The organism is Saccharothrix syringae (genome assembly GCF_009498035.1).
Classification (GTDB): domain Bacteria; phylum Actinomycetota; class Actinomycetes; order Mycobacteriales; family Pseudonocardiaceae; genus Actinosynnema; species Actinosynnema syringae.
This window is the reverse complement of record NZ_CP034550.1, coordinates 10,458,160-10,485,111: the sequence shown is the minus strand read 5'-3', so window position 1 is coordinate 10,485,111 and position 26,952 is coordinate 10,458,160. Positions and strand designations below refer to the sequence as shown.

23 protein-coding genes and 1 pseudogene are annotated in these 26,952 nt (G+C 71.6%); 17 read left to right on the top strand and 7 right to left on the bottom strand.

Annotated elements, in window-relative coordinates; translation table 11 throughout:
- The first annotated feature begins 9 nt into the window (after window positions 1-9).
- The 14 genes from EKG83_RS44475 (at window position 10) to EKG83_RS44410 (ending at window position 16,521) form a co-directional block, all read left to right on the top strand.
- Window positions 10-558: a NuoB/complex I 20 kDa subunit family protein gene (locus tag EKG83_RS44475; protein ID WP_033428519.1), complete on the top strand. Its 549-nt coding sequence runs from the start codon at window positions 10-12 to the stop codon at window positions 556-558.
- 119 nt (window positions 559-677) lie between these two features.
- Entirely contained in the window at window positions 678-1,376 is a 699-nt protein-coding gene (locus EKG83_RS44470; protein WP_084716084.1) for an NADH-quinone oxidoreductase subunit C, read from the top strand.
- Window positions 1,373-2,776 carry an NADH-quinone oxidoreductase subunit D gene (locus EKG83_RS44465; protein ID WP_033428520.1) on the top strand — a complete coding sequence of 468 codons (1,404 nt, stop codon included), beginning with the start codon at window positions 1,373-1,375 and terminating at the stop codon, window positions 2,774-2,776. The genes EKG83_RS44470 and EKG83_RS44465 overlap by 4 nt, the downstream gene beginning before the upstream one ends.
- Window positions 2,773-3,570: an NADH-quinone oxidoreductase subunit NuoE gene (nuoE, locus tag EKG83_RS44460; protein ID WP_084716046.1), complete on the top strand. Its 798-nt coding sequence runs from the start codon at window positions 2,773-2,775 to the stop codon at window positions 3,568-3,570. Before EKG83_RS44465 ends, nuoE begins: the two co-directional genes overlap by 4 nt.
- Window positions 3,571-3,584: 14 nt before the next feature.
- The gene (gene nuoF / locus EKG83_RS44455) at window positions 3,585-4,883 is read left to right on the top strand and encodes an NADH-quinone oxidoreductase subunit NuoF (protein ID WP_033428521.1); all 1,299 of its coding nucleotides are present in this window, start codon (window positions 3,585-3,587) and stop codon (window positions 4,881-4,883) included.
- A complete protein-coding gene (locus tag EKG83_RS44450; protein ID WP_033428522.1) occupies window positions 4,880-7,327 on the top strand; it encodes an NADH-quinone oxidoreductase subunit G in 2,448 nt (815 codons plus the stop codon). The genes nuoF and EKG83_RS44450 overlap by 4 nt, the downstream gene beginning before the upstream one ends.
- Window positions 7,324-8,694 (top strand): NADH-quinone oxidoreductase subunit NuoH, encoded by a 1,371-nt coding sequence (gene nuoH / locus EKG83_RS44445; protein WP_033428523.1) that lies wholly within the window; start codon window positions 7,324-7,326, stop codon window positions 8,692-8,694. The genes EKG83_RS44450 and nuoH overlap by 4 nt, the downstream gene beginning before the upstream one ends.
- Window positions 8,681-9,247, top strand: a complete 567-nt coding sequence (gene nuoI / locus EKG83_RS44440) for an NADH-quinone oxidoreductase subunit NuoI (RefSeq protein ID WP_033428524.1) — start codon at window positions 8,681-8,683, stop codon at window positions 9,245-9,247. The genes nuoH and nuoI overlap by 14 nt, the downstream gene beginning before the upstream one ends.
- A complete protein-coding gene (locus tag EKG83_RS44435; RefSeq protein ID WP_407690749.1) occupies window positions 9,244-10,089 on the top strand; it encodes an NADH-quinone oxidoreductase subunit J in 846 nt (281 codons plus the stop codon). The genes nuoI and EKG83_RS44435 overlap by 4 nt, the downstream gene beginning before the upstream one ends.
- Window positions 10,086-10,385, top strand: a complete 300-nt coding sequence (gene nuoK / locus EKG83_RS44430) for an NADH-quinone oxidoreductase subunit NuoK (RefSeq protein WP_033428525.1) — start codon at window positions 10,086-10,088, stop codon at window positions 10,383-10,385. Before EKG83_RS44435 ends, nuoK begins: the two co-directional genes overlap by 4 nt.
- Before the next feature lie 10 nt (window positions 10,386-10,395).
- On the top strand, window positions 10,396-12,330 hold the full coding sequence (gene nuoL / locus EKG83_RS44425; RefSeq protein ID WP_407690748.1) for an NADH-quinone oxidoreductase subunit L: 1,935 nt from the start codon (window positions 10,396-10,398) through the stop codon (window positions 12,328-12,330).
- Window positions 12,327-13,889, top strand: coding sequence for an NADH-quinone oxidoreductase subunit M (locus EKG83_RS44420; protein WP_033428526.1), 1,563 nt, complete (start codon window positions 12,327-12,329; stop codon window positions 13,887-13,889). Before nuoL ends, EKG83_RS44420 begins: the two co-directional genes overlap by 4 nt.
- A 1-nt stretch (window position 13,890) precedes the next feature.
- Entirely contained in the window at window positions 13,891-15,498 is a 1,608-nt protein-coding gene (gene nuoN, locus EKG83_RS44415; RefSeq protein ID WP_033428527.1) for an NADH-quinone oxidoreductase subunit NuoN, read from the top strand.
- 21 nt (window positions 15,499-15,519) lie between these two features.
- Window positions 15,520-16,521 (top strand): polyprenyl synthetase family protein, encoded by a 1,002-nt coding sequence (locus tag EKG83_RS44410; RefSeq protein ID WP_033428528.1) that lies wholly within the window; start codon window positions 15,520-15,522, stop codon window positions 16,519-16,521.
- Window positions 16,522-16,553: 32 nt separating this feature from the next.
- Here the strand turns inward: EKG83_RS44410 and rarD are convergent, their stop codons facing one another.
- Window positions 16,554-17,480, bottom strand: coding sequence for an EamA family transporter RarD (gene rarD, locus EKG83_RS44405; protein ID WP_051764746.1), 927 nt, complete (start codon window positions 17,478-17,480; stop codon window positions 16,554-16,556).
- Window positions 17,481-17,676: 196 nt separating this feature from the next.
- On the opposite strand from rarD, the gene EKG83_RS44400 reads away from it, so the two are divergent.
- Window positions 17,677-19,473, top strand: a complete 1,797-nt coding sequence (locus EKG83_RS44400; RefSeq protein WP_153278811.1) for a sunset domain-containing protein — start codon at window positions 17,677-17,679, stop codon at window positions 19,471-19,473.
- 303 nt (window positions 19,474-19,776) lie between these two features.
- Window positions 19,777-20,511: a transposase family protein gene (locus EKG83_RS44395; RefSeq protein ID WP_051764748.1), complete on the top strand. Its 735-nt coding sequence runs from the start codon at window positions 19,777-19,779 to the stop codon at window positions 20,509-20,511.
- Between the two features lie 74 nt (window positions 20,512-20,585).
- Here the strand turns inward: EKG83_RS44395 and EKG83_RS50085 are convergent.
- The 6 genes and pseudogenes from EKG83_RS50085 to EKG83_RS44370 form a co-directional block, all read right to left on the bottom strand.
- Window positions 20,586-21,018: pseudogene (locus EKG83_RS50085) on the bottom strand (IS982 family transposase); the annotation flags it as partial.
- Window positions 21,019-21,327: a hypothetical protein gene (locus EKG83_RS44390; protein ID WP_153278810.1), complete on the bottom strand. Its 309-nt coding sequence runs from the start codon at window positions 21,325-21,327 to the stop codon at window positions 21,019-21,021.
- Between the two features lie 212 nt (window positions 21,328-21,539).
- Window positions 21,540-22,595 (bottom strand): 2-oxoacid:ferredoxin oxidoreductase subunit beta, encoded by a 1,056-nt coding sequence (locus EKG83_RS44385; RefSeq protein ID WP_033428533.1) that lies wholly within the window; start codon window positions 22,593-22,595, stop codon window positions 21,540-21,542.
- Window positions 22,592-24,475: a 2-oxoacid:acceptor oxidoreductase subunit alpha gene (locus EKG83_RS44380; protein ID WP_033428534.1), complete on the bottom strand. Its 1,884-nt coding sequence runs from the start codon at window positions 24,473-24,475 to the stop codon at window positions 22,592-22,594. Before EKG83_RS44380 ends, EKG83_RS44385 begins: the two co-directional genes overlap by 4 nt.
- A gap of 234 nt (window positions 24,476-24,709) precedes the next feature.
- Complete coding sequence (locus EKG83_RS44375; RefSeq protein WP_033428535.1) at window positions 24,710-25,471, bottom strand: enoyl-CoA hydratase; 762 nt, start codon at window positions 25,469-25,471, stop codon at window positions 24,710-24,712.
- Between the two features lie 60 nt (window positions 25,472-25,531).
- Window positions 25,532-25,972: an Lrp/AsnC family transcriptional regulator gene (locus EKG83_RS44370; protein WP_033428536.1), complete on the bottom strand. Its 441-nt coding sequence runs from the start codon at window positions 25,970-25,972 to the stop codon at window positions 25,532-25,534.
- Window positions 25,973-26,047: 75 nt separating this feature from the next.
- On the opposite strand from EKG83_RS44370, the gene ddaH reads away from it, so the two are divergent.
- Window positions 26,048-26,926, top strand: coding sequence for a dimethylargininase (ddaH, locus tag EKG83_RS44365; RefSeq protein ID WP_084716048.1), 879 nt, complete (start codon window positions 26,048-26,050; stop codon window positions 26,924-26,926).
- Window positions 26,927-26,952 lie beyond the last annotated feature (26 nt).

Sequence of the window (26,952 nt, the reverse complement as noted above, 5' to 3'; positions counted from 1 at the left end):
GGATAGACCATGGGTCTCGAAGAGAAGCTGCCGAACGGCATCCTGCTGGCCAGCGTCGAGAAGCTGGTCAACTGGACCCGCAAGTCCTCGCTGTGGCCCGCCACCTTCGGCCTGGCCTGCTGCGCCATCGAGATGATGACCACCGGCGGCCCGCGCTACGACCTCGCGCGCTTCGGCATGGAGGTCTTCCGCGCCTCGCCCCGCCAGGCCGACCTGATGATCGTCGCGGGCCGGCTGTCCAACAAGATGGCCCCGGTGCTGCGCCAGATCTACGACCAGATGCCGGAGCCCCGCTGGGTGCTGGCCATGGGCGTGTGCGCCTCCTCGGGCGGCATGTTCAACAACTACGCGATCGTGCAGGGCGTGGACCACGTCGTGCCGGTCGACATGTACCTGCCGGGCTGCCCGCCGCGGCCGGAGATGCTGATCGACGCGATCCTCAAGATCCACGCGAAGATCATGGACGAACCGCTGGGGCCGACGCGGGCCGCGCTGCTGGCCGAGCAGGGCCACCGGACCGAGCTGATCCCGTCGTCCCAGCGCTTTGCGAAGAAGTGAGCGGCATGCCAAACGAGACGAGTGCTGACGACAACAACGCCAGGGGCGAGGCCGAGCGGACGCCCGGCGCGGACACCCCGCAGCACGACAACACCCCCGAGGCGCTGAGCTCGTCGAGCATGAGCGAGGCCGAGCACGAGGAGTACCTCGCGCGGGGCGGCGTCGTGGCGGGCCGCGCGCGGCAGGGCATGTTCGGCATCTCCGGCAGCGGCGACACCTCCGGCTTCGGCGGCCTGCGGCTGCCCGCCCACGTCGCCCCGCCGTCCGAGCGGCCCTACGGCGGCTGGTTCGACGAGGTCGCCGACGAGCTGCTGGCGGCCATCCGGGACCGCGGCCTGCCCGCCGACACGGTCCAGCAGATCACCGTCGACCGCGGCGAGATCACCTTCTACCTGCGCCGGGAGAACCTGGTCGAGGTGGCGCGCATCCTGCGCGACGACCCGGCGCTGCGCTTCGAGCTGTGCAGCTCGGTGTCCGGCGTGGACTACGGCGCGGACGTGCCGCAGCGGCTGCACTCGGTCTACCACCTCACGTCGATGACCTACCGCCGGCGCATCCGGCTGGAGGTCGCGGTCGACGTGGACGACGCGCACGTGCCCAGCCTGGTGTCGGTCTACCCGACGGCCGACTGGCAGGAGCGCGAGACCTGGGACATGTTCGGCATCGTCTACGACGGCCACCCGGGCCTGACCCGGATCCTCATGCCGGACGACTGGGACGGCCACCCGCAGCGCAAGGACTACCCGCTCGGCGGCATCCCGGTGGAGTACAAGGGCGCGGAGATCCCCCCGCCAGACCAGAGGCGGTCCTACTCATGACTGAACGGCTTTCCGACGTCACGACCGGCACCGACACCAGCGGGCCGGGCAGCGACAGCGACTCGTACGAGGCCAACCGCACCACGTCGAACCCGGACGCCTACGCGGGTTCGCGCCAGACGACCGAGGGCACCGTCTACACGGTGACCGGCGGCGACTGGGACGAGGTGCTCAACGAGACCTCGGGCGAAGAGCGCATCGTCATGAACCTGGGCCCGCAGCACCCGTCCACGCACGGCGTGCTGCGGCTGGTGCTGGAGCTGGAGGGCGAGACCGTCACCCAGGCCCGCAGCGTCATCGGCTACCTGCACACCGGCATCGAGAAGAACCTCGAATACCGGAACTGGACCCAGGGCGTCACCTTCGTGACGCGCATGGACTACCTGGCGCCGCTGCACAACGAGACCGCGTACTGCATGGCCGTGGAGAAGCTGCTCGGCGTCACCGCGCCGCAGCGCGCCCAGGTCGCCCGGGTGATCCTCATGGAGCTCAACCGGATCTCCTCGCACCTGGTGGCGCTGGCCACCGGCGGCATGGAGCTGGGCGCGCTCACCGGCATGACGGCGGGCTTCCGCGAGCGCGAGGAGGTCCTGCACCTGCTGGAGTTCCTGACCGGCCTGCGGATGAACCACGCGTACATCCGGCCCGGCGGCCTGTCGCAGGACTTCCCGGAGGGCGCGGAGCAGCGCATCAAGGAGTTCATCAAGCTGATGGACTCCCGCCTGCCCGACTACGACAAGCTGCTCACCGGCCAGCCGATCTGGCGCAACCGCCTCGCGGGCGTCGGCTACCTGCCCGTGGACGCCTGCCTCGCGCTGGGCATCACCGGCCCGATCCTGCGCTCCGCGGGCCTGCCGTGGGACCTGCGCAAGGTCGACCCCTACTGCGGCTACGAGAACTACGAGTTCGACGTGCCCACGTCGAACGCCGCGGACTGCTACGCCCGCTACCTGCTGCGGGTCGAGGAGATCCACCAGTCCCTGCGGATCATCCGCCAGGCCGTGGACAACCTGGTCCCCGGCCCGGTCATGGTCGAGGACGCCAAGATCGCCTGGCCCGCCCAGCTGACCATCGGCGCGGACGGCATGGGCAACTCGCTGGACCACGTGCGCAAGATCATGGGCCAGTCCATGGAGTCCCTGATCCACCACTTCAAGCTGGTGACCGAGGGCTTCGCGGTGCCCGCCGGCCAGGTGTACGTGCCGATCGAGTCCCCGCGCGGCGAGCTGGGCTACCACCTCGTCTCCGACGGCGGCACCCGGCCGATGCGCGTGCACGTGCGCGAACCCAGCTTCGTGAACCTCCAGTCGATGCCCGCGATGTGCGAGGGCGGCATGGTCGCCGACGTCATCGCCGCGGTGGCCTCTATCGACCCGGTGATGGGTGGTTGTGACCGATGAGCACTCCTGAACAGGTCTACGCGGCTTCCCCGCTGGACCCGGCGGCGACGCAGCGCCTGGTCAACGAGACCGAGGTCGACACCAGCGCGTTCGACCACATCGTCGACAAGGCGCGGGCGATCGTCGCCCGGTACCCGGTGGCCCGCTCCGCGCTGCTGCCCATGCTGCACCTGGTGCAGTCGGTCGAGGGGCACGTCAGCCAGGCGGGCATCACCTTCTGCGCGAACCAGCTCGACCTGACCAACGCCGAGGTCAGCGCGGTCGCCACGTTCTACACCATGTACAAGCGCCGCCCGTGCGGCGAGCACCTGGTGAGCGTGTGCACCAACACGCTGTGCGCGGCCCTGGGCGGCGACGACATCTACGCCAGGCTGCGCGAGCACCTGGGCTCCGACGGCCGCCCGCTGGGCCACGAGGAGACCTCGGGCGAGCCGGGCGCGCCGGGCTCGATCACCCTGGAGCACGCCGAGTGCCTGGCGGCCTGCGACCTCGGCCCGGTGCTCCAGGTCAACTACGAGTACTTCGACAACCAGACCCCGGAGAAGGCGCTGGAGCTGGTCAAGGCGCTGCAGGCGGGCGAGAAGCCGCAGCCGACGCGCGGTGCCCGGCTCACCGACTTCCGCCAGGCCGAGCTCCAGCTCGCCGGGTTCTTCGAGGGCCGGGACGCGGACCTGGACGGCCCGTCCGCCGCCCCGGAGACGGTGCGCGGGGCCAAGATCGCCGCCGAGCGCGGGTGGACCGCACCGGCGATGCCGGAGCACGCGGAGTTCCCGCCGCTGCCGGAGAAGAAGTAGGCAGGGAGGCTGACGTGGTCGACAAACTGACTCCCGTCCTGACGAAGCGCTGGCTCTCGCCGCGCTCGTGGACGCTGAAGACCTACGAGCAGCTGGAGGGCTACACGGCGCTGCGCAAGGCGCTCACCGCCCACCCGGACCAGCTGATCCAGCAGTGCAAGGACTCCGGGCTGCGCGGCCGCGGCGGCGCGGGCTTCCCCACCGGCATGAAGTGGGGCTTCATCCCGCAGAACGACGGCAAGCCGCACTACCTCGTCATCAACGCCGACGAGGGCGAGCCGGGCACCTGCAAGGACATCCCGCTGATGATGGCCGACCCGCACTCGCTGATCGAGGGGATCGTCATCACCTCGTACGCGATCCGGGCGAACTTCGCCGCGATCTACGTGCGCGGCGAGGTGCTGCACGTGATCCGCCGGCTGCACGCGGCGGTGCGCGAGGCGTACGAGGCGGGCTACCTGGGCAAGGACATCCTCGGCTCGGGCTTCGACCTCGACGTGGTGGTGCACGCGGGCGCGGGCGCCTACATCTGCGGCGAGGAGACGGCGCTGCTGGACTCGCTGGAGGGCCGCCGCGGCCAGCCGCGGCTCAAGCCGCCGTTCCCGGCGACCGCCGGCCTGTACGCGTCGCCGACCGTGGTGAACAACGTCGAGACGATCGCCAGCGTGCCCTACATCGTCAACGGCGGCGCGGACTGGTTCCGCACCATGGGCCGCGAGCGGTCGCCCGGGCCGAAGATCTTCTCCCTGTCCGGCCACGTCGAGCGCCCCGGCCAGTACGAGGCGCCGATGGGCACCACGCTGCGCGAGCTGCTGGAGCTGGCGGGCGGCATGAAGGACGGCATCCCGCTGAAGTTCTGGACGCCGGGCGGCTCGTCCACCCCGCTGTTCACCGCCGAGCACCTCGACGTCCCGCTGGACTTCGAGGGCGCGGCCGAGGCGGGCTCCATGCTGGGCACCACGGCCATCCAGGTCTTCAACGAGACCGTGTCCGTGCCGTGGGCCGTCATGAAGTGGACGGAGTTCTACAAGCACGAGTCGTGCGGCAAGTGCACGCCGTGCCGCGAGGGCACCTACTGGCTGGTCCAGATCCTCCAGCGGATGGTGCGCGGCGAGGGCACCGCGAGCGACGTCGACACGCTGCTGGACGTCTGCGACAACATCCTGGGCCGCTCGTTCTGCGCGCTCGGCGACGGCGCGGTCAGCCCGATCACCAGCGGCATCAAGTACTTCAAGGACGAGTTCCTGGCGTTGTGCGACCGGAACTCGCCCGAGAAGGATCAGACCCAGGTCCTGGCAGGAGCACACGCATGACGATCGCCCCTGACAAGAGCACCGAGCTGGTCGTGCCCGAGGGGCACGTCAAGCTCGTCATCGACGGCCAGGAGGTCGTCGCGCCGAAGGGCGAGCTGCTGATCCGCACGGCCGAGCGGCTGGGCACGGTCATCCCGCGCTTCTGCGACCACCCGCTGCTGGAGCCCGCGGGCGCCTGCCGGCAGTGCCTGGTCGAGGTGGAGATGGGCGGCCGGCCGATGCCGAAGCCGCAGGCTTCCTGCACCATGACCGTCGCCGACGGCATGGTGGTCAAGACGCAGCTGTCCTCGCCGGTGGCGGACAAGGCGCAGCAGGGCGTGATGGAGCTGCTGCTCATCAACCACCCGCTGGACTGCCCGATCTGCGACAAGGGCGGCGAGTGCCCGCTGCAGAACCAGGCCATGGCCCACGGCCGGGCGGACTCCCGCTTCCACGAGCACAAGCGGACCTTCCCCAAGCCGCTGCCGATCTCCACGCAGGTGCTGCTGGACCGGGAGCGGTGCGTGCTGTGCCAGCGGTGCACGCGGTTCTCCGCGCAGATCGCGGGCGACCCGTTCATCGAGCTGCTGGAGCGCGGCGCGCAGCAGCAGATCGGCGTGGCCGAGCAGAAGCCGTTCCAGAGCTACTTCTCCGGCAACACCATCCAGATCTGCCCGGTGGGCGCGCTGACCAGCGCCGCATACCGGTTCCGGGCCCGCCCGTTCGACCTGGTGTCCACGCCCGGCGTGTGCGAGCACTGCGCCTCGGGCTGCGCCACCCGCTCGGACTGGCGGCGCGGCACCGTGCAGCGGCGGCTGGCGGGCGACGACCCGGAGGTCAACGAGGAGTGGACCTGCGACAAGGGCCGCTTCGCGTTCCGCTACACCACCGCCGACGACCGCATCCGCCGCCCGCTGGTGCGCGACGCCGCGACCGGTGAGCTGCGCGAGTCGTCCTGGACCGAGGCCCTCCAGGCCGCCGCGGCCGGCCTGGCCGCGGCCCGCGACGGCAGGGGCGCCGCGGTGCTGGCCGGCGGCCGGCTGACCGTCGAGGACGCCTACGCGTACTCGAAGTTCGCCCGGGTCGCGCTGCGCACCAACGACGTGGACTTCCGCGCCCGCCCGCACTCGGGCGAGGAGCTGGAGTTCCTGACCGGCGTGGTGCTGGGCACCGCCCCGGACGACGGCGTCACCTACGCGGCGATCGAGGCCGCGCCGGCCGCGCTGCTGGTGGCGTTCGAGCCGGAGGAGGAGTCGCCGATCGTCTTCCTGCGGCTGCGCAAGGCCAGCCGCAAGAACCGGACCAAGGTCTTCCACCTGGGCCAGTACACGACCCCGGCGGTGGAGAAGACCAACGGCGTGCTGCTGGCCTGCGTGCCCGGCCAGGAGCCGTCGGCGCTCAACGCGCTGCCCGAGCACGCGGCCGACGTGGTCGAGGACCTGTCGAGGCCGGGCGCGGTGATCCTGGTCGGCGAGCGCGCCGCCGAGGTGCCGGGCCTGTTCTCGGCGGTCGCGGCGCTGGCCGAGCGGACCGGCGCCCGGGTGGCCTGGGTGCCGCGGCGCGCCGGCGAGCGCGGCGCCCTGGAGGCGGGCCTGCTGCCGACGCTGCTGCCCGGCCGTCGCCTGGTCGGCGACCCGGCGGCCCGCGCCGAGGTCGAGGCGGCCTGGGGCCTGGGCGCGGGCTCGCTGCCCGCCGTGGCCGGCCGCGACACCGCGGGCATCCTGGACGCCGCCGCGAGCGGTGGGCTGGACGCGCTGGTGGTGGGCGGTGTCGACCCGTTCGACCTGCCGGACCCGGAGCTGGCGCGGCGCGCGCTGGAGGCCGTCGGGTTCGTGGTCAGCCTGGAGCTGCGGCACAGCGCGGTCACCGCGCTCGCCGACGTGGTGCTCCCGGTGGCCCCGGCGGTGGAGAAGTCGGGCACCTACCTCAACTGGGAGGGCCGCCCCCGCGCGTTCCGGACCACGCTGGAGGGCACCGGCGCGCTGTCGGACGGCCGGGTGCTCGACACGCTGGCCGTGGAGATGGACGCGGACCTGTTCACCCAGACCCCGGCGTCGGCCGCGGCGGACCTCGCCCGGCTGGGCACGGCGGTGGTGAGCGCCTCGGCGCCGACCGCCCCCGCGCCGCTGCTGACCCAGCCGAAGGACGGCCAGGCGATCCTGGCGACCTGGCGGCAGCTGCTGGACAACGGCTCGCTGCAGGAGGGCGAGCCGCACCTGGCGGGCACCGCGCGGCCGGTGGTGGCCAGGATGTCCGCCGCGACCGCGGCGCACCTGGGCGTCGAGCCGGGCGCCGAGGTGACCGTGTCCACCGACCGCGGTTCGGTCACGCTGCCCGCCGAGACCGCGGACCTGCCCGACGGCGTCGTGTGGGTGCCCGGCAACTCGGGCGCGGTGAGCGTGCGGCGCGACCTGGTCGCCGGCCACGGCGCCGTGGTGGCGGTTTCAACCGGAGGCAAGGCATGAGCACCGCAGAACTGATCGCCGACGACCCGCTCTGGCTGATCGTCGTCAAGGTCGTGGGCATCTTCGCGTTCCTCGTCCTGATGACCCTGTTCATGATCAACTGGGAGCGCAAGGTCGTCGCCCGGATGCAGCAGCGCCCCGGCCCGAACCGGGTCGGCCCCGGCGGCTGGCTGCAGTCGCTGGCCGACGGCCTGAAGCTGGCGTTCAAGGAGGACATCCGCCCGGTCCTGGCCGACAAGTGGGTGTACTTCCTGGCGCCGGTGATCTCCTGCATCCCCGCGTTCGTCGCGTTCTCGGTCATCCCGCTCGGCGGCGAGGTCTCGATCTTCGGCGAGCGCACCGCGCTCCAGCTGGTCGACCTGCCGGTCGGCGTGCTGGTGGTGCTGGCCTGCTCCTCGCTCGGCGTGTACGGCATCGTGCTGTCGGGCTGGGCGTCCGGCTCGCCCTACCCGCTGCTGGGCGCGCTGCGCTCGGCCGCGCAGGTCATCTCCTACGAGATCGCGATGGGCCTGTCGATCGTCGCGGTCGTCATGCACTCGCACTCGCTGTCAACCTCGGACATCGTCAACGCCCAGAGCCAGCCGATCCTCGGCGGCGCGCTGCCCGGCTGGTTCGGCATCGTGCTGCCGGTCAGCTTCGTCATCTACGTGATCAGCATGGTCGGCGAGACCAACCGGGCGCCGTTCGACCTCCCCGAGGCCGAGTCGGAGCTGGTCGGCGGCTTCCACACCGAGTACAGCTCGCTGAAGTTCGCGCTGTTCTTCCTCGCCGAGTACGTCAACATGGTGACCGTCTCGGCGCTGGCCACCACGCTGTTCCTGGGCGGCTGGAAGTTCCCGTTCGTCGGCGACGACCACGTGCTCAACAGCGGCTGGTTCGGCCTGCTGTGGTTCGTGGTCAAGACGCTGCTGTTCCTGTTCCTGTTCATCTGGCTGCGCGGCACGCTGCCCCGCCTGCGCTACGACCAGTTCATGCGGCTGGGCTGGAAGTTCCTGGTCCCGGTCGCGCTGGTGTGGTTCGTCGCGGTGGCGTTCATGCGCTTCCTGCGCCAGGAGTGGGAGACCCAGGGCGGCCTGGACGCCACCACGGGCCTGATCGTGATCGGCGCGTTCCTGGCGATCGTGCTGCTCGTGGCGTTCCTGCTGCCCGACAAACGCGAGCCGCACGACCCGAACGCCGTGCCGGTCACCGGCGGCGGCTTCCCCGTGCCGCCGCTGGACCTCCAGGTGCCCAAGGCGCCGCCGCGGCGGAAGGTCCAGGTGGCCGACCTGCCCAGGGAGCACGCGGCGGTCGCCGCGGCCGCTCCGGACGCAGCACCCCAGCAGTCCGCCCCGGCGGGAAAGGAGGCCGGCGATGGGCGTCTTTGATCCCGTGAAGGGCTTCGGCGTCACCTTCGGCACGATGTTCAAGAAGGTCGTCACCGAGGAGTACCCCGAGGTCAAGAAGGTCACCGCGCCGCGGTTCCACGGCCGCCACCAGCTCAACCGGCACCCGGACGGGCTGGAGAAGTGCGTGGGCTGCGAGCTGTGCGCGTGGGCCTGCCCGGCGGACGCGATCTTCGTCGAGGGCGGCGACAACACCGCCGACGAGCGCTACTCGCCCGGTGAGCGCTACGGCAAGGACTACCAGATCAACTACCTGCGGTGCATCGGCTGCGGCCTGTGCATCGAGGCGTGCCCGACCCGCTCGCTCACCATGACCAACGAGTACGAGCTGGCCGACGACGACCGCCAGAAGCTGATCTACACCAAGGAGGACCTGCTCGCGCCCCTGCTGCCCGGCATGGAGCAGCCGCCCCACCCGATGCGGCTGGGCGAGAACGAGCAGGACTACTACGTCAACGGGCCGGAGCTGGCGCGGAAGGCCGGCGTGCCCGAGGGCGCCACGGTCGAGACCGGACCCGAGGAGGCGCGGAAGTGACCCCCTCGCTGCTGCTGCTCCAGCAGCCCGACGCGGTCGAGCGGGTGGTGGACACCGTCACCACCGGCGAGGCGGTCGCGTTCTGGGTGCTGGGCCCGCTCGCCCTCGCGGGCGCGCTGGGCATGCTCTTCGCGCGCAACGCCGTGCACTCGGCGCTGTGGCTGGTGCTGACCATGCTCAGCCTCGGCGTGCTCTACATGGTCCAGCAGGCGCCGTTCCTCGGCTTCGTGCAGATCATCGTCTACACCGGCGCGATCATGATGCTGTTCCTGTTCGTGCTGATGATGGTCGGCCGGGACAGCTCGGACTCGGTGGTCGAGGTGCTGCGCGGCCAGCGGCTGGCCGCGGCCGTGCTCGGCGTCGGCTTCGCCGCCCTGGTGGTCAGCTCCCTGGCCCGCGCGCTGACCGACGTGGACGCGGTCGGCCTGGTCGAGGAGAACACCCAGAACGGCGGCAACGTGGCCAACATCGGCCAGGCGCTGTTCACCGACTACCTGTTCCCGTTCGAGCTGACCTCCGCGCTGCTGATCACCGCGGCGGTCGGCGCGATGGTGCTGGCCTTCTCCTCGCGCACCGGCAAGGACGCCAAGAAGTCCCAGCGCGAGCTGGTCGAGGAGCGCTTCCGCGGTCCGCGCCCCGGCTCGCTGCCCGGTCCCGGCGTGTTCGCCACCGCCAACTCGGTGGCCACGCCCGCCCTGCTGCCGGACGGCTCGGTGTCCACCGAGTCGCTGTCCGAGCTGGTGGAGACGACCGCCCGGGAACGCCTCGACGACGACGTCGCGGAGGTGTCCGGCACCGGGCCCCAGCCCGACGCCCGCGCGCTCAAGGGAGAGCCGTCGTGACCCCCACCTACTACCTGCTGCTGTCCGCGCTGCTGTTCAGCATCGGCGCGGTCGGCGTCCTGGTGCGGCGCAACGCCATCGTGGTGTTCATGTGCGTGGAGCTGATGCTCAACGCGGTGAACCTCAGCCTGGTCACCTTCGCCCGCGTCAACGGCGGGCTGGACGGCCAGGTGATGGCGTTCTTCGTGATGGTCGTGGCCGCCGCCGAGGTCGTGGTGGGCCTGGCGATCATCATGGCGATCTTCAAGACGCGTCGCTCGGCCTCGGTCGACGATTCCAACCTGCTGAAGTACTAAGGGGTCACCGGTGACGGAACCTGTTGCGGCCGGCGGGATCGGGAGTCTCGCCTGGCTGTTGCTCGCCCTGCCGGCGTTCGGCGCGCTGGTGCTGCTGCTCGGCGGCCGGCGCACCGACAAGTGGGGTCACCTGCTGGGCTGCGCCACCGTGATCGCCGCGTTCGGGTACGGGGTCGCGCTGTTCGCCGACGTGCTCGCCAAGGGCCCGGAGGAGCGCACCAGCGAGCTGCACCTGTTCGACTGGGTGCCGGTCAACGCGCTGAACGTGGAGTTCGGGCTGCGCCTGGACCCGCTGTCGTTGACGTTCGTGCTGCTCATCACCGGTGTGGGCGCGCTGATCCACATCTACTCGATCGGCTACATGGCGCACGAGGCCGGGCGGCGGAAGTTCTTCGCCTACCTGAACCTGTTCGTCGCCGCGATGCTGCTGCTGGTGCTGGGCAACGGCTTCGTGACCCTGTACTTCGGCTGGGAGGGCGTGGGCCTCGCCTCCTACCTGCTCATCGGCTGGTACCAGTACAAGCCGGAGGCGGCGTCGGCCGCGAAGAAGGCGTTCCTGATGAACCGGGTCGGCGACCTGGGCCTCGCGATCGCCATCTTCATCCTGTTCAAGGAGCTGGGCACCACCCAGTACACCGAGGTGTTCGCCCGCGTCGGCGAGCTGTCCTCGGCCGAGGTCCTGGCCGTCACGCTCCTGCTGCTGCTCGGCGCGTGCGGCAAGTCCGGCCAGTTCCCGCTCCAGGCGTGGTTGCCCGACGCGATGGCCGGCCCCACCCCGGTGTCCGCCCTGATCCACGCGGCCACCATGGTCACCGCGGGCGTGTACCTCATCGCCCGGTCCAACCCGATCTACAACCTGTCCGAGGACGGCCGCCTGGTCGTGATGATCATCGGCGCGCTGACGCTGCTGATCGGGTGCGTCATCGGCTGCGCCTACGACGACTTCAAGAAGGTGCTGGCCTACTCCACGGTCAGCCAGATCGGCTACATGATCCTGGCCGTGGGCCTGGGCCCGATCGGCTACGCGCTGGGCATCATGCACCTGCTCACGCACGGCTTCTTCAAGGCCGGGCTGTTCCTCGGCGCCGGTTCGGTCATGCACGGCATGAACGACGAGGGCAACATCCGCCGGATGGGCGGCCTGGCCAAGAAGATGCCGATCACCTTCGTCACCTGGACGCTCGGCTACCTGGCGCTGATCGGCTTCCCGTTCCTGTCCGGCTACTTCTCCAAGGACGCCATCATCGGCGCGGCGTTCGGCATGGAGGGGTGGCGCGGCTGGGTGTTCGGCGGCGTCGCGGCCCTGGGCGCGGGCATCACCGCGTTCTACATGACCCGCCTGTTCGTCCTGGTGTTCCTGGGCAAGCCGCGCTACACCGGGCTGCGCTCCGAGGACGGCCGCGAGTACCACCCGCACGAGTCGCCGCTGACCATGACGATCCCGATGATCGTGCTGGCCTTCGGCTCGGTCGGCGCGGGCTGGTTCTTCGAGTCGGACCACAACCTGGCCGGCTGGCTCGCCCCGTCGCTGGGCGAGCTCCAGGAGGCGCACGGCGTGCTCGACCACACCGTGGTCAACTTCCTGGTGCTGGGCCTGTCGCTGCTGGGCGCGCTGCTCGGGTTCGCCCTGTTCCTGCGCGGCGACCAGCCGGTGGAGCGCCCGCAGCGGGTGTCGTTCCCGGTCCGCGCCGCGCGCAACGACCTGTACGGCAACGCGCTCAACGAGGCGCTGTTCGCGCGGCCGGGCACCTGGCTCACCCGCGCGCTGGTGTTCGTCGACAACAAGGGCGTCGACGGCCTGGTCAACGGGTCGGCGGCGCTGCTGGGCGGTAGCTCGGGCCGGCTGCGCAGGCTCCAGACCGGGTTCGTCCGCTCGTACGCGCTCTCCATGCTCCTGGGTGCGGTCTTCGTCCTGGGCGCGCTGCTGATGGTGAGGTTCTCGTGAGCTGGGTGCTGATCGCGCTGCTCCTGCTGCCCCTGGTGGGCAGCCTGGTGGTGGCGTTCCTGCGGGGCAACGACGGCCTGGCCAAGTCGGTCGCGCTGGCGGTGTCGCTGGTCGAGCTGGCCCTCGCCGTGCTGGCGTGGACCGCCTACGACCCCGGCGGCGAGCGGTTGCAGCTGACCAGCTCGGCGGACTGGATCCCGGCGCTGGGCGTGCACCTGTCGTTCGGCGTGGACGGCATCGCGCTGGTGATGATCGCGCTGATCGCGATCCTGGTGCCCGTGGTGATCGGCGGCTCGTGGGCCGACCGGCTGCCCGAGGGCCGCAGCGCGGGCGGGTTCCTGGCGCTGCTGCTGGCCATGCAGACCGGCATGGTCGGCGTGTTCGCCGCCACCGACGTGTTCCTGTTCTACGTGTTCTTCGAGGCCGTGCTGGTCCCGATGTACTTCCTGATCGGCCGCTTCGGCGGGCCGAACCGGCAGTACGCGGCCATGAAGTTCTTCCTGTACTCGCTGTTCGGCGGCCTGATCATGCTGGCCTCGGTGATCGGCCTGTACGTGGTGAGCCGGGAGGAGATCGGCCAGGGCACGTTCGACTGGGAGACCCTGGTCACCGTCACCCGGGACGCGCCGCTGTCCACGCAGATCTGGCTGTTCCTCGGCTTCTTCGTGGCCTTCGCCATCAAGGCGCCGCTGGTGCCGCTGCACACGTGGCTGCCCGACGCCGGTGCCGAGGCGCCGGTGGGCGCGGGCGTGCTGCTGGTCGGCGTGCTGGACAAGATCGGCACGTTCGGCTTCCTGCGCTACTGCCTGCCGCTGTTCCCGGCGGCGAGCCGGGAGCTCGCGCCGCTGGTGCTCGTGCTCGCGGTCGTGGGCATCGTCTACGGCTCGCTGCTGGCCGTGGGCCAGTCCGACATGAAGCGGTTCGTGGCCTACACCTCGATCGCGCACTTCGGCTTCATCGCGCTGGGCATCTTCGCGTTCAGCTCGCAGGCCGGCGCGGGCGCGGTGCTCTACATGGTCAACCACGGCATCTCCACCGGCATGCTGTTCCTGGTCGTCGGCATGGTGATGGCCCGCGGCGGGTCGCGCCTGATCGAGGACTACGGCGGCATGGCCAAGCTGACCCCGGTGCTGGGCGGGCTGTTCTTCCTGGCGGGCCTGTCGTCGCTGGCGCTGCCGGGCACCAACTCGTTCGTCAGCGAGTTCCTGGTGCTCATCGGCTCCTACCCGAACCAGCCGGTCTACACGGTCGTCGCCGCGGTCGGCATGGTCCTCGCCGCCCTGTACGTGCTGTGGCTCTACCAGCGGGTCTTCCAGGGCCCGGTGCGCGGCAGCGCGCTGGTGGACCTGGTGGGCGGCCCCGGCGCGGCGGTCGACCCCGAGCGCGCGTCCGTGCCCGACCTGAACAAGCGCGAGCTGGCCGTGCTCGCCCCGCTCGTGGCGCTGATCTTGGTGCTGGGCTTCTACCCGAAGCCGGTGTTGGACGTGATCACCCCGTCCGTCGGGGCGACGCTCAGCGAGGTCGGGGTGGCCGACCCGGTCGCGCAGGAAGGCAAGTGACGTGACGACGTTCCTCTCGCAGGTGGAGCGGCTCCAAGCGCCGGAGATCGAGTACTCGGCGGTGTGGCCGTTGTTGGTCGTGCTCGGCGCGGCGTGCGCCGGCGTGCTCGTCGAGGCTTTCCTGCCCAAGACGGCGCGGTGGGGCGCGCAGGTCGCGCTCACCCTGGTCACCCTGGTCGGCGCGGGCGTGCTGCTGATCGGCTACGCCTCCGACGCGCCCGAGCAGGGCCGGACCACCTTCTCGGGCACCATCTCGGTCGACCAGCCGACGATCTTCCTGTGGGCCACGCTGCTGCTGCTCGCCCTGGGCGCGGTGCTGCTGATCGCGGACCGGTCCGTCGAGCCCGGCGGCGCGTTCATGCCGGAGGCGTCGCCCACCGGCGGCATCTACCGCGACCGGCCCGGCGCGCCCCAGGGCGGGCCGGGCGCGGCGCTGATGACGCGCGAGCAGGCGTCCCGGTTCGGCATGCAGACCGAGGTGTTCCCGCTGACGCTGTTCGCGCTCGGCGGCATGATGACCTTCGTCGCGGCCAACGACCTGCTCACCATGTTCATCGCGCTGGAAGTGCTGTCGCTGCCGCTGTACCTGATGTGCGGCCTGGCGCGCCGCCGCCGCCTGCTGTCGCAGGAGGCTGCGGTGAAGTACTTCCTGCTGGGCGCGTTCGCGTCGGCGTTCTTCCTCTACGGCGTGGCCCTGCTCTACGGCTACGCGGGCTCGGTGAAGCTGGCCGACATCGCCACCGCCACCACGGCCACCGACCGGTCCGACACGCTGCTGTACGCGGGCTTCGGCCTGCTGGTGGTGGGCCTGCTGTTCAAGGCATCGGTCGGCCCGTTCCACGCCTGGACCCCGGACGTCTACCAGGGCTCGCCGACGCCGGTGACGGCGTTCATGGCGGCGTGCACGAAGGTCGCCGCGTTCGGCGGCATCCTGCGCGTGCTCTACGGCGCGTTCGAGCGGTCCAGCTGGGAGTGGGAGGGCGTGCTCTGGGGCGTGGCCATCGCGTCGATGGTGATCGGCGCGGTGCTGGGCCTGACCCAGACCGACGTCAAGCGCATGATCGCCTACTCGTCGGTGGCGCACGCGGGCTTCCTGCTCGTCGGCGCGATCTCGCTGAACGACCAGGGGCTGTCGGGCACGATGTTCTACCTGATGGCCTACGGCTTCACCACGATCGCCGCGTTCGGCGTGGTCAGCCTGGTGCGCAACGCCGACGGCGAGGCCACCCACCTGTCGCAGTGGGCGGGCCTGGCCAAGCGGTCGCCGGTGGTGGCGGGCGTGTTCACCTTCCTGCTGCTCGCGCTCGCCGGCCTGCCGCTGACCAGCGGTTTCGTCGGCAAGTTCGTGGTGTTCGCGGCCGCGGTCGAGGCGGACATGGTGCCGCTGGTGGTGATCGCGCTGGTGGCCAGCGCGGTGGCCGCGTTCTTCTACCTGCGGGTGATCGTGCTGATGTACTTCAGCGAGCCCGCCGCCGACGGCCCGGCGGTGAGCGTGCCGGGTGCCTTCACCACGATGGCGATCACGATGGGCGTGCTGTTCACCCTCGTGCTCGGCGTCTGGCCGCCGAAGGTGCTCGAATGGGCGGGTACCGGCGCGTTCATCTTCTAGTGGTACGTAGGCTCTGCAGTCGTGACCAGTAGCGAGCGGGCGGGGACGGGGTTCCGGTTGGCGGACCCCGTGCTCGCGGAGGTGGTGCAGGGCGGTCTGGCCGAGGTGGAGGAGCTGCTGCACAAGGTCGTGCAGAGCGAGTTCCACCCGGTGATGGAGACGTCCCTGCACCTGGTCGAGGCGGGCGGCAAGCGCATCCGCCCGCTGTTCACCATCCTGTCCGCCCAGTTCGGCGGTTCGTGGGACCGCGACAGCGTGATCAAGGCCGCGGCGGTCGTCGAGCTCACCCACCTGGCCACGCTCTACCACGACGACGTGATGGACGAGGCCACCATGCGCCGCGGCGCGGCGTCGGCCAACGCCAAGTGGGACAACAGCATCGCCATCCTCACCGGCGACTACCTGTTCGCGCACGCCTCCGCGCTGGTGGCCGACCTGGGCACCGGGGCGGCGCGGATCATCGCCGAGACGTTCTCCGAGCTGGTCACCGGCCAGATGCGCGAGACCATGGGCCCGCGCCAGGGCGAGGACCCGGTGTCGCACTACCTGACCACGATCGCGGAGAAGACCGGGTCGCTGATCGCCACCGCCGCCCGCTTCGGCGCGATGTTCTCCGACGTCTCGCCCGAGCAGGTGGAGGCGCTGCGCGCGTACGGCGAGGTCATCGGCGCGGCGTTCCAGATCTCCGACGACGTCATCGACATCGCCTCGCCGTCGGAGGAGTCGGGCAAGACGCCGGGCACCGACCTGCGCGAGGGCGTGAAGACCCTGCCCATGCTCTACGCGCTGGAGGACGAGCCGGACTCGCGGCTGGCGCGGCTGCTCGCCGGTCCCATCCTCGACGACGCCGAGGTGTTCGAGGCGCTGGAGCTGCTGCGGTCGTCCTCCGGGCTGACCCGGGCGCGCCGCACCCTGGACGACTACGCGGCGCGGGCGCGGGCCACGCTGGACGTGCTGCCGGCGGGTGCCGCGCGCGACGCCCTGGAGTCGGTCAGCGAGTACGTGGTGTCCCGCTCGCACTAGGTCGGGTCGGTCACCTGGGTCGGGTCGACCACCTAGGCCGGGTCGGCCACCGGCAGCCGGCGACGGCTGCCGCGCACCGCGTCCGCGGTGAAGACCACCAGCGCCACCCAGACCAGGGCGAAGCCGATCCAGCGCGACGCGGGCATCGGCTCGTGCGCCACGAACACGCCCCAGGCGAACTGGAGCACCGGGGCGAGGTACTGGAGCATGCCCATCGTGGCCAGCGGCACCAGCCGCGCCCCGGCGCCGAACATGATCAGCGGCACGGCGGTGACCAGGCCCGCGGACGCCAGCCACAGCGCGTGGCCCCAGCCGTGGTCGTGGAAGGTGCCCGCGGGGCCGAGCCAGAGCAGGTAGCCCGCGGCCACCGGCGCCAGCACCGCGCTCTCCGCGGTCAGGCTCGCCGTCGCGTCCAGCGGCACGGTCTTCTTCAGCAGGCCGTAGAGGCCGAACGAGCCGGCCAGCACCAGCGAGATCCAGGGCAGCCGCCCGTAGTCCACGGCCAGCACCACGACCGCGGCCACCGCGACGGCCAGGGCCGCGCACTGGGCGACGCGCAGGCGTTCGCGGAGCACGAAGACGCCGAGCAGGACGCTGACCAGCGGGTTGATGAAGTAGCCGAGCGCGGCCTCGACCACGTGCCGCGTGTTGACCGCGTGGATGTAGACGCCCCAGTTGACCGCGATCAGCACCGACGCGGCGGTCACCATGAGCCAGCCGCGCCCGGACAGCCGGCGCAGGTCCGACCAGCGGTGCAGGGCGGTGGTGATGACCGCCATCACCACCAGGGACCAGGCGATCCGGTGAGCCAGCACCTCGACGGACCCGGCGGGCTGGAGGAAGGGCCAGTACGCGGGGACCAGGCCCCAGATGACGTAGGCGCCCGCGCCGAGGGCGACGCCCCGGCTCGCGGGTGCGGTGCGCGCCGGAGCAGCGGACGCGCTGTTCAAGGGCGGCACGGGGACCACTGTACGCCGTCCGTTTTGGCTGGTCGGCTGCTCCGAATGGCCTACCATCGGGGTGGCGCCCCACGTCCGGCCGGCCGCACGCGCTCGGGGACGGGGTCAGGGTAGTTTGACACCGCTTCCCCGACCGGGTGAATACCCGGAAGCGGAGCGTGTCGGGGTGGAACAAGCAGCGGTGGGAGGGTCTCCCGTGAGTTCGCTCTTCGGGCAGGTGTGGCTGTGGAGCCTGCTGTCGTTCGCCGCAGGCGTCGCGCTGACCTGGCTGGTCATGGTCCGCCCGGCGAAGCGGCGGCTGGAGGAGGCGGAGGACCGCGCCCTGGCCGCGCCGCGTTCCGTCACGACGGCGACCGCCGTGCGGGAGCGGTCCTCCGACTGGGACGCCGAGCCGCCCCGCTCGCTGGTCGACGACGTGCTGACCACCGAACCGCCGCGCTACGACGTGTCCGACCTGAAGCTCGACAAGCGCGAGGACCTGCTCGAAGAGCTGGACGACGAGCACCGGCCGCTGTCGGACTTCGAGGAGGAGCACGACTTCCCGGAGCTGGAGGACGACCGGCCGCGCAGCCTGTTCGACCGGCAGGCCCCGGAGACGCCGGCGCAGCCCGTCCCGGTGCACCGGGGGGTCGAGGAGGAGCCGGAGCCGCCGGCCGAGGAGACGCGCCTGCTGCCGCCCGTGCCGGTGGCCGAGGTCGCGCCGCGCCGGGAGCAGCCCACCGCGCCGCCGGAGGTCGAGGCGTTCCGGCCGCGCGAGGTGTGGCGCGAGGAGACCGCCGTCCAGGACGTCTACCACGAGGACGAGGTGCCGGGGCGTTCCGGGGACGAGGAGGACGAGCCCGAGCGCGGTGGGGTCGAGGAGACGACCCTCATCCCGGCGACCGAGCTGGCCGAGGCCATCGCGGAGGTGGACCGGGAGGAGGCCCAGGTCTGGCCGGAGCACGACCTGACCGGGCACTTCGCGCCGGTGCGGGTGGACGAGCGGCGCGGTGCGGACGGGCCGCGGACCGAGGTGATGAAGCCGGTGCCCGCGGAGGGGGCGCGGGGGGCGGAGGCCGAGCCGTACTCGGCGCCGGAGCCGGTCGAGGCTGCTGCTCCCACCCAGCCTCGGCACGCGTCCGACGACCGGCCCACCGACATCCGCCCCCTGGACGTCCGCCCCGCTGACGTGCAGGCGGCTGACGTGCGCTCTGGTGACGCGCTTGCGGGTGAGGCGCGTTCTGGTGAGGCGCTTTCGGGTGAGGTGCGGCCCGCCGAGGTGCGGCCCGCCGACCCCGAGCCGTTCGAGCCGGTGTTCGTCGAGCCCACCCCCGCGGACCCCGAGCCCTTCGTGCCCCCCTTCGTCGAACCGGAAGCCCAGGAACCCGCCCACCCCACCTCTGCCGCCCAGCCCGCCCCGGCCGAGAAGAAGGAGGAACCGGCCCGCCCCCGCAGCCTGTTCGAGCCCCTGCTCACGCCGGAGGACGAACTGGAGCCGGACCCCCGCCCCACCCCGAAGCCGGCCCGACCCGCGGGCAACGACCAGCCGTTCGTCCCCAAGCTCGCACCGGAACTGCTCGCCTCCACCAGCACCACCACCACGGCGGGTCTCCCGCAGCGCCCGGTCCGCCAACCGGGCGACCGGCGCACCCCGCCGTCCCAGCAGCCCACCCCCACGCCGCCCCCGGCCGAGCCGCTGGCCACCCCACCACCCCGCCCGGTCCGCCCGCGCCCGGTGGGCTTCAGCCCCAGCACCGGCGGCCGCCCGGCAGGCGCCAGCACCCGCTACCGCAGCCAGGAGGAGGGCTTCAACCCGAGGTCCCCCTTCGGCCCGGGTTCGGTGCTCCCCAAGTCCGACGGCATGGCCCCGGCCCCGGAGTTCCAGGTCAAAGCCACCCTCACCGGCCGCCGGTACTTCACCAACGAGTCGGCCAACTTCCGCGAAACCCGCGCCGACGTCTGGTTCCGCACCACGGCGGACGCGGAGAAGGCGGGTTTCCGGCAGGCCCCCTGAGTCCGGCGGGTGTCCTGGGTTCGGCGGAGTTGTCCACAGCCTTGCGAAAGTTCTGCGCAACAGTCCGCCTCAGCCGGCAATATGAAAGCAGGGGTCCCCTGGAGGGGACGCCTGCGCAGCGAGTCCCGCCGACCGGCCGGCCGGGTGCGGGGTTCGCGGAGCCGTCGAAGCTTCCCTGGGGAGGGAAAGCGTGAGGCCCCTGTTCCGGGAGGCGGAACAGGGGCCCTCCGCTTGTCCGGGGCCCTTGCCGCCTCGGTGGCGCGGCCGCGTCGCAGGACTAAAGGCTGTCACGTAACTCGGCGACTGACCGGCTGGGATGATGCACGGGTTCAGGTGATCTCGGCGTCCCGGCTGGAGTGGATCGCACCGTTCACCAGCCTGCAGCCTGGGCAGTTCCGCAATCTGGTGCGCGTGGTGGCCGAGCGCGGCGGTGACGCCATCGCGGACGGGCGTCCCGGCTGGCAGTGGCGGCTTGACCTGGCCGAACGGGTGCTGCTGGTGGCCACCTACTGGCGCACCAACCTGACCATGCGGCAGCCCGGGCCGTTGTTCGGCGTCTCCCACGCCGCGGCCCACCGGGGCATCGACACCGTCGGCCCGCTGCTGGCCCTGGCCCCGGTCCGGCGCCGCCGGATCGACCAGGTGGCGATCGTGGACGGCACCCTGGTCCCGACCCGCGACCACCGCCTCGTGATCGCCACCGGCGAGCCGCAGCCGGGCAACCGCAACGACTGCACCGTCTACCGCGACTCCGGCATCGCCGACACCCTCGCAGGCCGACCGGTCATGGCCGACGGCGGCCACCAGGGCAACCCCGACGTGATCATGCCCTACCGCGAACCCCGCGACGGCAGCCCGCTCGAAGACTGGCAAGAGGACCTCAACACCGTTCACCGCTCGATCCGAGCCCGCGCCGGACACGCCCTGGCCCGCATGGAGAACTGGACCATCCTGCGTGACTACCGCCGCGCCGCCCACACCCTGCGCGACACCGCCTCCGGCATCGCCCGCCTCCACAACCCCGCCCTCACCGGCTGACCCGGATCCCCGACCGACCAACCGCGAGACCAGTTACGTGACAGCCCTTGGACGAGCAATTTCTGACTCGGTCGGTGGTCGCAGGCGGTCAGGGACCGGGTGACGGCCTGTCCGGTGGCGCGGTCGTGGCGGACTTCGACGCCCTCGATGGTGCGTCCGCCGTGCTGTTCCAGGTTGAGCTGGCCTTTGAGGGTGTCGTTGACCGACTCGACGAGCTGGCGGACGGACTTGAGCAGCGGCTCGCCGGGGCGCGGGGTCCGGTTGCGGTAGGAGGGCCGGCTCAGCCGGACCCGCGCTGGTGCGGGAACCGGTCCAGGTCGCGGGAGACGTGGCCCTGGTCGGCGATGATCCGCAGGCCGGGTCGGCCAACGCCCGGGTGACCGGCACCCCGGCCGGGGTGCGGACCAGGTGCAGCCGCAGGCCCCGGAACCAGCGGCAGTAGCCGTACTTCGCCCAGCCGGCCGGCTCCGAGCGCCTGCCCGTGGGCAGGGATCGGCCGCACTCCACTTACGCATTACTCGTCCAGGTCGTGCTCCAGGTGTGGTGCAGCCGGATGTTGATGGCGGCGACGTGGATGGTGGCCTGGTAGCGGAGGGCGAGCTCGTCGCACCGGGTGGCCACCGCCCGGTGCTGCGGACAGGCCGACGCCGCGTGACGCCGCTCGTGGGCCTGTCCGTCGATCGTGGGTGGCCGTCCGCCGCGGGAGCCTTCGGCCTTGCGGTGGGCGGCCTGGTCACAGGGCTGGCCGACAGCGGCCTCGATGCCGAGTCGGCACGGGTGGAGGCGGTTGCCCCCGGAGCCGTGGGCCTCGTCCACCGGGACACGGTCCGGTCGGGTCCCGGCGCGACCGGACCGACGCGCGGCACCGACATCCGCTCCGTCACCGCGGTGCACTGCGGGCTGTCACCCCGCTGCCCGGCGGTGACCGGCAACGACAACGGCCGCCGCCCCGGACCCGCCGGGTACGAACGCGAGGACCCCCGTCCCGAGACTCCGGAACAGGGGTCCTCGCACAGCCCGGTACCGGCCTACCCGGCCACGGTCCACGTGTCCTTGCCCCGCAGCAGCGCCCCGAGGTCGGCGGGCTTGGCCGCCACCGCCTCGCTCACCTGGTCGCGCGCCGCGTCGTCGTAGGTCGTCCGCGCGACGTTGCGGAACACGCCGGTCACCGTGTACCGCAGGTCCTGCGTCGACAGCCGGGACAGGGCGAACGCCAGGTTCAGGTCCGCCGCGTCGTGCACGACGACGTCCGACTCCGCCACCTCGGACGTCTTGGCCACGGCCAGCCCGAAGCCCTCGCGCACGACCGCGTACTCGCCGTTGCCGAAGGTGATCGGCTGCCCGTCGACGACGTTGATGATCCGCCGCGACGCCTCGTCGGCGTCCTTGAGCACGTCGAACGCGCCGTCGTTGAAGATCGGGCAGTTCTGGTAGATCTCCACCAGCGCCGAACCCCGGTGCTCGGCCGCCTGGCGCAGCACCTCGGTCAGGCCCGCGCGGTCCGAGTCGACGGCGCGGCCGACGAACGTGGCCTCGGCGCCCAGGGCCAGCGACACCGGGTTGAACGGGTGGTCCAGCGACCCGAACGGCGTGGACTTGGTGACCTTGCCCGCCTCGGAGGTCGGCGAGTACTGGCCCTTGGTCAGGCCGTAGATCCGGTTGTTGAACAGCAGGATCTTGAGGTTCACGTTGCGGCGCAGCGTGTGGATCAGGTGGTTGCCGCCGATGGACAGCGCGTCGCCGTCACCGGTCACCACCCACACCGACAGGTCCGGCCGCGCCACGGCCAGGCCGGTCGCGATGGCCGGCGCGCGCCCGTGGATGGAGTGCATCCCGTAGGTGTTCATGTAGTACGGGAACCGCGACGAGCAGCCGATCCCCGAGATGAACACGATGTTCTCGCGCTTGAGGCCCAGCGTGGGCAGGAAGGACTGCACGGCGTTGAGCACCACGTAGTCGCCGCAGCCGGGGCACCAGCGGACCTCCTGGTCCGACTTGTAGTCCTTGGCCTTCTGCGGCTCGTCGGAGGTGGGCACACCAGCGAGACCCCCCAGGCCCGGCAGACCCAGATCCGTCGCGGTCATTCGGACACTCCCTTGATCACATCGGCGAGCACGTCCTGCAGCTCCTCCGCCTTGAACGGCAGGCCCTGCACCTTGGTGTAGCTGATGGCGTCGACCAGGTACCTGGCGCGCAGCAGCAGCGCCAGCTGGCCCAGGTTCATCTCGGGCACGATCACCCGCTCGTAGCGGCCCAGCACCTCGCCGAGGTTGCGCGGGAACGGGTTGAGGTGCCGCAGGTGGGCGTGCGCGACGGGCAGTCCGAGCTTGCGCACCCGGCGGGCCGCGGCGCCGATCGGGCCGTAGGACGAGCCCCAGCCGACGACCAGGACGCGCGCCTGCCCGGACGGGTCGTCCACCACGACGTCGGGCACCTCGATGTTGTCGACCTTGCGCTGGCGCAGCCGGACCATGTGGTCGTGGTTGGCCGGGTCGTAGGAGATGTTGCCGGTGCCGTCGGCCTTCTCCAGGCCGCCGATGCGGTGCTGGAGGCCCGGGGTGCCGGGGACGGCCCACGCGCGGGCCAGGGTCTCCGGGTCGCGCAGGTAGGGCCAGAACGCGCCGTCCGGGCCGTTGGTCTCGGTGGCGAACTCCACGCGCAGGTCGGGCAGGTCGTCGACGTCGGGGATCAGCCACGGCTCGGAGCCGTTGGCGATCGCGCCGTCGGACAGCAGCATCACCGGGGTGCGGTAGGCGAGCGCGATGCGCGCGGCCTCCAGGGCGGCGTCGAAGCAGTCCGCGGGTGACTGCGGCGCGACCACGGGCACCGGCGACTCGCCGTTGCGGCCGAACATCGCCTGGAGCAGGTCGGCCTGCTCGGTCTTGGTCGGCAGGCCCGTGGACGGGCCGCCGCGCTGCACGTCGATGATCACCAGCGGCAGCTCGGTCATCACCGCGAGGCCGATGGTCTCGGACTTCAGCGCGATGCCGGGGCCGGAGGTCGAGGTCACGCCCAGCGCGCCGCCGTAGGAGGCGCCCAGCGCCGCGCCGATGCCGGCGATCTCGTCCTCGGCCTGGAGCGTGGTGATGCCGAAGTTCTTGTGCTTGGACAGCTCGTGGAGGATGTCCGAGGCCGGCGTGATCGGGTAGGTGCCCAGCACCACGGGCAGCTCGGCGCGCTGACCGGCCGCGACGATGCCGTAGGCGAGCGCGGTGTTGCCGGTGATCTGGCGGTACGTGCCGGTGTTGAGCTTGGCGGGCGCGACCTCGTAGGTGACCGCGAAGCTCTCGGTGGTCTCGCCGTAGTTCCAGCCGGCCCGGAACGCCAGCACGTTGGCCTCGGCGATGTCGGGCTTGCGGGCGAACTTCTCGCGCAGGAACCGCTCGGTGCCCTCGGTGGGCCGGTGGTACATCCAGGACAGCAGGCCCAGGGCGAACATGTTCTTCGCCCGCTCCGCGTCCTTCTTGCCCAGGCCGGTGCCCTCCAGCGCGCCGATGGTCAGCGTGGCCATGGCGACCTTGTGGACCTGGTAGGCGTCCAGGGAGCCGTCACCGAGGGGGTCGCTGTCGTAGCCGACCTTGACCAGGTTGCGCTTGGTGAACTCGTCGGTGTTGACGATCAGCGTGCCGCCCTTGGGCAGGTCGCCGATGTTGGCCTTGAGCGCGGCCGGGTTCATCGCCACGAGCACGTCGGGGCGGTCGCCGGGGGTGAGGATGTCGTAGTCGGCGAAGTGCAGCTGGAAGCTGGACACGCCGGGCAGCGTGCCCTGTGGTGCGCGGATCTCGGCCGGGAAGTTCGGCAGGGTCGCGAGGTCGTTGCCGAACGCGGCGGCTTCCGAGGTGAACCGGTCGCCCGTGAGCTGCATGCCGTCACCGGAGTCGCCGGCGAACCGGATCACCACGCGGTCGAGCTTGCGGACCTCGGTGCCGCCCGGGGCGGCGCCGTTACCAACGTCGGTAGTCATTCCTCCGCCGATCCCTTTCTCACACCCGCATCACGGGGCCGGTGCAACCCCCATCCCCACTGCTTCGAGGGTAGTCGTGCCGGCCGGTGGACCGGTCTGTGGCGTACCACTCTGCGGGAGGGCCCGTCCCACCTGGTGCATTGCCGGCGCGCCGGCGGGCGGACGAGGGGGAGTTGTGCGTACCGGTCGGTAACTGTTACTTGAAGTTACATTTACTGCCTGGGTTTGTCCAGGTCAGGCCCTGCTGCTGATCCTGGTCTTCGCGGCCGCGAGCCTGGCCTGGAACTCCGGTGTCCCGATCGAGGCGGCCTGGGGCGCCAGCTCGACGTCCACCGCCTGAGCGTGGTCGGTCAGCGCCGCGGTCGTGCGCATCGACGCCTTGATGGTGCGGACGAGGTCCCTTGGGGCTTCGGTTGCCGGGTGCGCGAGGGCAACCGCGGCGGCGACCAGGTCGTCGTGCCCGCCGTCGACCCGCTGCCAGGCCAGCCCGCGCGCCACCGCCGCGTCGGCGTCCAAGGTCTGCCCGAACAGCGTCATCGCGGTCGCGGTCTGCGGGCCGACCAGCCGCTGGAGCATCCACGTCATCCCGCCGCCGGGGTGGATGCCCAGCTGGACGAAGCGGGCGTCGAACCGCGCCCCCGGGCCGGCGAGCCGCACGTCGCAGGCCAGCGCCAGGTTCAGCCCGGCTCCCACGGCCGCGCCGCCGACCGCGGCGATGGTGGGCAGGGGGCAGTTCGCCACCGCCAGGAAGCCCGCGTAGATGCGCCGCAGGCCCTCCTCGCGGGCCTCGCCCAGGGCGGTCAGGTCCGCGCCCGCGCAGAACGCCGGGGGAGCGCCGGTCACCACGACGGCGTGGACGTCGGGGTCGGCCTCGCAGGCCCGCACCGCCTCGGCGAGCCCGTCGGACAGGTCGAGCGTGAGCGCGTTGCGCCGCTCGGGGTCGTGCACCGTGATGACCGCCACGCGGTCGGAACGTTCCAGCAGCACCTCGGCCATGCGGGGACTCTAAGCCCGCGGGCGTCGGCGGTCCGCCCCTACGGAACCGGTAACCGGCCCCTACGGCACCGGGGGCCGGTCGAGCAGCCGGGACAGCACCACGGTCGACACGGTCCGGTCGATGATCTCCACCGCCCGCAGCCGCTCCAGCGCGGTCTCCAGGTGGTGGATGTTCGCGGCCCGCAGGTGCACGATCGCGTCCGCCGCGCCCGAGACGGTGTAGGCGGCCATGACCTCGGCCATCGGCTCCAGGCGCTGCTGGATGTCGTGGGGCGCGACGTTGCCGCGGCAGTGCACCTCCACGAAGGCTTCGGTGCCCCAGCCCAGCTGCTCGGGGTCGACGACGGCGGTGAAGCCGCGCAGCACGCCGGTGTCGAGCAGCTTGTCGACCCGGCGCTTCACCGCGGGGGCCGACAGCCCCACCTCCTTGCCGATGTCGGCGTAGCTGGAGCGGGCGTTGGCCATCAGGCACGAAATGATTCGCTGGTCGATCGAGTCCACACGCAACATTATGGGCCACAACCTGCAATATCGCGGCGTTGTTCGATGGTCGGAGGCCCATCTACATTTCGATCCATGACCTCGGTTTCCCTCGTGGGCCCCGGCGAAGGGCCGATCGTGCTGGACGTGCCGGCCCCGGCCGCACCGGTGCGCGTGCCGACCAACCGCCGGTACCTCATGTGCCCGCCGGAGCACTTCACCGTGGAGTACTCGATCAACCCGTGGATGGACCCGTCGCGGCCCGTCAGCACCGAGTTGGCGATGCGGCAGTGGACCGCCCTGAAGGAGACCTACGAGCGGCTCGGCCACCGGGTCGAGACCATCGAGGCCCAGCCGGGCCTGCCGGACATGGTCTTCTCGGCCAACTCCGGCACCGTGGTCGACGGCAAGGTCCTCGGCGCCCGCTTCCGCGCACCGCAGCGAGCCGCGGAAGCCGACCACTTCCGCCGCTGGTTCCTGGACAACGGCTACCGCGACGTGGTGATGCCGGAGTGCACGAACGAGGCCGAGGGCGACTTCACCTGGACCGGCAGGTACCTGCTGGCGGGCACCGGCTTCCGCACGGACCCGCGGGCGCACGCGGAGGCGCAGGAGGTCCTGGGCGTCCCCGTGGTGTCCCTCCAGTTGACCGACCCGCGGTACTACCACCTGGACGTGGCCCTGTTCGTCCTGGACGACGACCTGATCGCGTACTACCCCGACGCCTTCTCCCCGGGCAGCCGCAGCGTCCTGCGGCGCCTGTTCCCGGACGCCGTCATCGCCACCGAGGCCGACGCGGCGTGCCTGGGCCTGAACGCCGTCTCCGACGGCCGGCACGTCGTGCTGCCGGTGGAGGCGACGCACCTGGCCGAGCAGGTCGCGCGGCGCGGGTTCGAGCCGGTGTTCGTGGACATCTCGGAACTCCGCAAGTCGGGCGGTGGGCCGAAGTGCTGCACAATGGAAATTCGGGACTGAATTCGTCCCGGTGAACGGAGCTTCGC